This window comes from Sutterella sp., assembly GCF_030539355.1.
Taxonomy (GTDB): domain Bacteria; phylum Pseudomonadota; class Gammaproteobacteria; order Burkholderiales; family Burkholderiaceae_F; genus Sutterella.
Map to the genome: position 1 here is coordinate 1 of NZ_JAUNSF010000150.1, position 4,794 is coordinate 4,794.

Annotated in this window: 2 protein-coding genes; both read right to left on the reverse strand. The window is 62.3% G+C overall.

The features are described from left to right. Positions 1–237 precede the first annotated feature (237 nt). Positions 238–2,139 carry an FAD-binding protein gene (locus tag Q4F91_RS12830; RefSeq protein WP_303338124.1) on the reverse strand — a complete coding sequence of 634 codons (1,902 nt, stop codon included), beginning with the start codon at positions 2,137–2,139 and terminating at the stop codon, positions 238–240. Positions 2,140–2,553: 414 nt separating this feature from the next. Beyond that, complete coding sequence (gene dcuC, locus Q4F91_RS12835) at positions 2,554–3,933, reverse strand: C4-dicarboxylate transporter DcuC (RefSeq protein WP_303338125.1); 1,380 nt, start codon at positions 3,931–3,933, stop codon at positions 2,554–2,556. Between the last annotated feature and the right edge of the window lie 861 nt (positions 3,934–4,794).

Sequence of the window (4,794 nt, forward strand, 5' to 3'; positions counted from 1 at the left end):
ATGAAGGGCTCTATCGAAGTCTGCTGAAGCTACTACCCGAAGGTGGTAGCCTCAGCTCAACCCACTCTTAACAGCGAAGAACCAAAAAAAGGTTCCCCGGGAGAGACTGGGGAACCTCAGGACAAAAGGAGAAGAGCATGTGGACCGGACGCGGAGCCCGGACCGTGGAGAGAAGATTTGCGTTCAGACGCCGCTCCGGGAGCCATGCGGCCCGACAGTCCCGGAGCAGCGGCTGAATTACTTCGAGAGCGCGTTCTTGAGCGCTTCGTTGAAGGCGCGGGTCGTGATCGTGGCGCCAGTGACGGCGTCAACCGGGCCGTTGACCTTGAGCGCGCGCTCGGGGAGCGTCTCGAGCGCCGGAGCGCCGATGCCCGGGGTTTCGTTCTGCTCGACGACGCGGATCGAGGTGATCCTGTCGCCGTCCTTCTTCACGGCAACCACGATCTTTCCGCCGATGCCGCGGGCCTCGCCGAGCTTCTCGCCGGCGGCGGCCTCGGCCTTCACGACCTTCTGCACCTGGTTGAAGGCCTTCCTGCCGCCCATGACGGAGTCCTGGGTGACGTCGGTCTTCACCTTCGCGGCGGAGGCGCCGGAGATACGGCCAAATACGAGACACTCGCCAACGTTGCCGTTCCCGTTATATTTGTGGCTCCAAATCGATCCGAGCTCACCCGCACTGAAGAGGTGCGGGATGCGCTTTCCGTCACGGTCGAGGATCGCGCCGATCTCGTCGTGAAGCGGGCCGCCCAGGGTGTTCGTGTAGGTCGGAGCGACCGGCACGGCGTAGTACGGGGCGTGGTCGAGCGGCTTGAGCAGTTCCTTGCCGCGGCCGAACTCCTTGTCGACGCCCGTGCGGCAGGCCTCGTTGTAGGTCGCGACCTGATCGGCGAGCCCCTTCGGATCGGCGCCGATGATCTTCGCGAGTTCCTCGATCGTGTCGGCCTTCTTGACGAGCCCGGACTCGATCTCCTTGAGGTTCCCCTCGGACCAGCTGTGGTAGAGCTTGCTCGCGCGGCGGGCATCCTCGTCGAAGATCATGTAGGCCGGATCCGGCATGTTGAGGTGCGTGTAGTCGGCGTGGAACTTGATTCGGCCGTGGTTGGTCTTGAGCGTCTCGTTCCAGAAGCGCTTGCCGTCGGCGCCCACCATGATCACGTCGTGGCGCGTGAAGGCGGGACCGGAGGCGTCATAGTCCTTGCTGCCGGCGATCATGTAGCCGAAGGCGTTGCCCGTGGCCGGGTTGATCACGTTGGGATCGGGGCCGTTGTTGTTCGCCATGTTGACGATGTCGGCCTTGACGTCCATGGCCATCAGGATGCCGTCGCCCGTGTTGTAGCGGGCGCCCTTGGCGTAGGCGACCTGCTTGTCGGCGTAGTTGCGGAACATCTCGGGATTGTTCTCGTAGCCGCCGGTGGCGAGCACAACGCCGTTCTTCGCGCGGACGTTCTTCGCGACGCCGTCAACGGTGATGACAACGCCGTGGATGATGCCGGTGGCCGGGTCCTGGATGAGCTTCGTGCCGGGGGCGTTGAACCACACGTCAATCTTGTCGGCGCGCTTCTCGACGTTGCCCTGCATCAGGGCATAGAGACGCCCGTCGGCGCCGGGGAGCGCAACGGCGGCGAGGCCGAAGGCCTTGCAGCCCTCAAACTCCGGATACTCACAGGTCTGGTAGAACTGCGGGTCCTCAGCGCCGAGGAACTTCAGATACTCGATCTGCTCCTTGGCGAGGCGGATGTAGGCGAGCAGCGTCGCATCGCTCGGGTTCGTGTTCTTGCCGCGCATGAGCTGCAGGTACTTGAGCGCCTGCTCGTCCGTGAACGCCTTGTCGACGTACATCGCGTGCTGGTGCGCATAGCGGCTGTTGCCGCCCTCGTGACCCTTCGGAGCCTTCTCGGAGAGGAGTACCTTCGCGCCCTGGTCGGCCGCGGTGATCGCGGTGGCGGCGCCGGCGAAGCCGTAGCCGTGGACGACCACGTCATACTCGGCGTCCCACTGAATGGTCTTCAGGAACTCGGCCGACTGGACGGCGGCCGACGGCGCGGCCGCGAAGGCCGGCGTGGAAAGGGAGACGGCGCCAAGGGAGAAAGCGCCGATGACGGCGACGGTGAGCGCCGTGATCTTGCTGCGGGTGTTCATTGCTTGTTGGTCCTGCAATTTCTGACCGGGGTCCGTGCGGAGCGGATCTCCTCCGTTTGAACGACCTCGGTCTAGGTTGAATGCATTAGCAGTCTAGGCAGAACACCTGAAGGGCACGCCTGTCACTGATAAAGGACTTTACAACCTCCGGAAAGAAACCTTGAACCGGGCTCAAGGCCGCGCCTTGATCACATGTCTCCGGGATGTGGCAGTTCCACGGCCGACCTTGATCAGCACGATGCTGCCCGGTGCATCCATCCGTTTCCTCAGGGCGACGACCGTCTCGATCGTCAGGACACAAAAATCGGGCTCCGCCGCTCATCCCCCTCACCTTCAAGGGGATGAACCGCGGAGCCCGCAAACCGCCGCCGATTTTTGAACGGCTGGGTGTTCCTTGTTTTTCAGCGTTACGGTTTAGAAGACAATGTAGTAGTAGATGTACGTGAGCACGATCGCGAAGGCCATCGGGATGCAGGTGCGCTTGGCGACCTGGAAGGGCGAGTAGCCGGCCATGCCCGCGACGGCGATGATGGCGCCCGTGATCGGGGAGGCCACGCGGCCGTAGGAGACGAAGATCTGGAGCGGGAAGAGGAGGCTGATGATCGGCACGCCCAGCGCGGAGGCGATCTCAGGCGTCAACGGCGCGAAGCTGAAGAACGCGGCGTTGCCCGAGCCCATGATGAAGGCCATGACGATCATCAGGATGCCGGCGAAGAAGACCATCGAGCCCAGACCGAAGCCCGCGCTGTCGGCGGCCTGGATGAGCGTGGCGAGCGCGCCCGACTTGATGATGCCCGAGGCGAAGAACTCGCCGCAGACGATCAGCGACACGACGCCCACGAGGATCTTGCCCATGCCTTCGAAGAAGTTCTGGAAGCTCGCGAGGACGGTCCTGAGGTTGCGGTGACGCACGAGCTCGAAGACGATCGCGACCGAGGTCGAGATCACCATCGCGGTGAGCACGTCCATGCGGATGGAGCTCCCGGCGACCTTGGAGAAACAGATGATGAGGACGAGCGGAATCACGGGGAGCACGGCGTAGATCTTTGGCGCCCGCTTCTCAGACTTGTCGCTCGCGTTCTTCGCGGCCAGGACCTGCGCGTGGGCGAGCCTCTCGTTCCAGCCTTCATGGCGGTCCCAGCAGCGCTGCACGAAGACGATGACGAAGGTCATGATGACGGTCATGCCGAGCCAGAGCGGCATCTGGTAGTAGACGAAGTACTCGGAGACGTCCATGCCGCAGATCTGCGCGGCGAGGATCGAGCTGCCGGCGCCCGGGCCGATGTCCATGAATTGGCAGCAGCCGATCACGCCGAGCGACGAGAGCGGCGAGCAGCCCGAGCGGATGAGGATCGGATAGAGCATCACCATCAGCAGGAGCGCCAGGCCCGCGTGCGACGGCACGAAGGCGACGAGGCACTGCGAGCAGATGAAGGCCGCGGCGAGAAGCACGTACGGGGACTTGATCTTCGAGAGCGGCTTCTCAAAGACGGAGAAGAGCGCGCCGGAGGCGCCCACGTACTCCATGTAGCGCGAGAAGCCGCCGATCGCCATGAGGGTGAGGCCGAGGCCGGCGATGCGCGAGGAGAAGCCGGTGCAGAAGGCCTTGAAGACGTCGAAGGCCGCGAAGTTCGTGCTCTTGTCGGCCGAGAGCACTTCGCCGAAGTCGAAGGCCGCGGTGGCGCCGAGCAGAAGCAGGCCGCCGAGGAAGAGCGCGGCCTGCGGGTAGAAGCCTTTGATGAGGAGCGTGACGACGAGCACGATCACGATGCCCGCGATGATGAGACTGGTCATTGGTGGGTGAGTCCTTTGATGGTGGTGGGTCTCCGGAGGACGGCTTGCGGCCCGCTCTTCCCGAAGTGAAGAACCCGGCCCGGCTGTCCTGTTTCTCGCGCCATCTCTCACTCCGTCGGGCCCGAGGCCGGTCAGTGCCTCTTCCGTGGTCGGCTCCGCTGAGGAAGGATGATGCTTGGGCCTCCCGCGCGATGGTTTGTTCTTCTGCTCCGGTACGGCACGCTCCTTAATCTACAGATAATTTTGTCGCCATAACGCACCGATTATTCAAACACAATAGGCCCGATTACCTTAGCCGACCCGCTATAACCCCGATAGGTGCGAACTTATAATGAAATCAAAGCCCCCTTCTCCCAATATTGCCGTCCTATTGGATCGACTCTGCGGAAACCCGGAAAAAGCCTCTCAGGCCCGTTTCGATAGGTCCGCGGCAATTGACTGCCGAGCCGAAAGTCTATCGGGACACGGCATTTCCGCGCTGCCCCGGACCTCTCCCTCGTCGAGCTTATGAGAATTACAGAGATCACGTCCGCATCATGGAGATTCCTTTCCTGGCAAGGTTCCGCGCCGTTTCGGGTGTCACAATGAAAGGCGGCTCCGGAAGCCCCTTGCCGGCCCCATCGGGCGGCAGCATAGCGGAAGCCTTATAAAATCAATTTGAGTTTTAGTATTTGACTTATACCGAGGTCAAACCTAAACTGCGCTCCATCGAACGAAACGAATCCGCCGATCAGGTGAATCGGATCCTTCGATAACCACAAGAGACCCGCCGGTTCCCCTGACCAAGTAAAGAACCGACAAATACCACAGGAGAAAGACCTCATGCAGAAGGAAGCACTCGCACGCGAGTTCACCGATCTG

Coding starts and splice junctions, on each gene's coding strand:
- Q4F91_RS12830 (WP_303338124.1), bottom strand. CDS start 2,139: ATGAACACCCGCAGCAAGATCACGGCGCTCACCGTCGCCGTCATCGGC.
- dcuC (WP_303338125.1), bottom strand. CDS start 3,933: ATGACCAGTCTCATCATCGCGGGCATCGTGATCGTGCTCGTCGTCACG.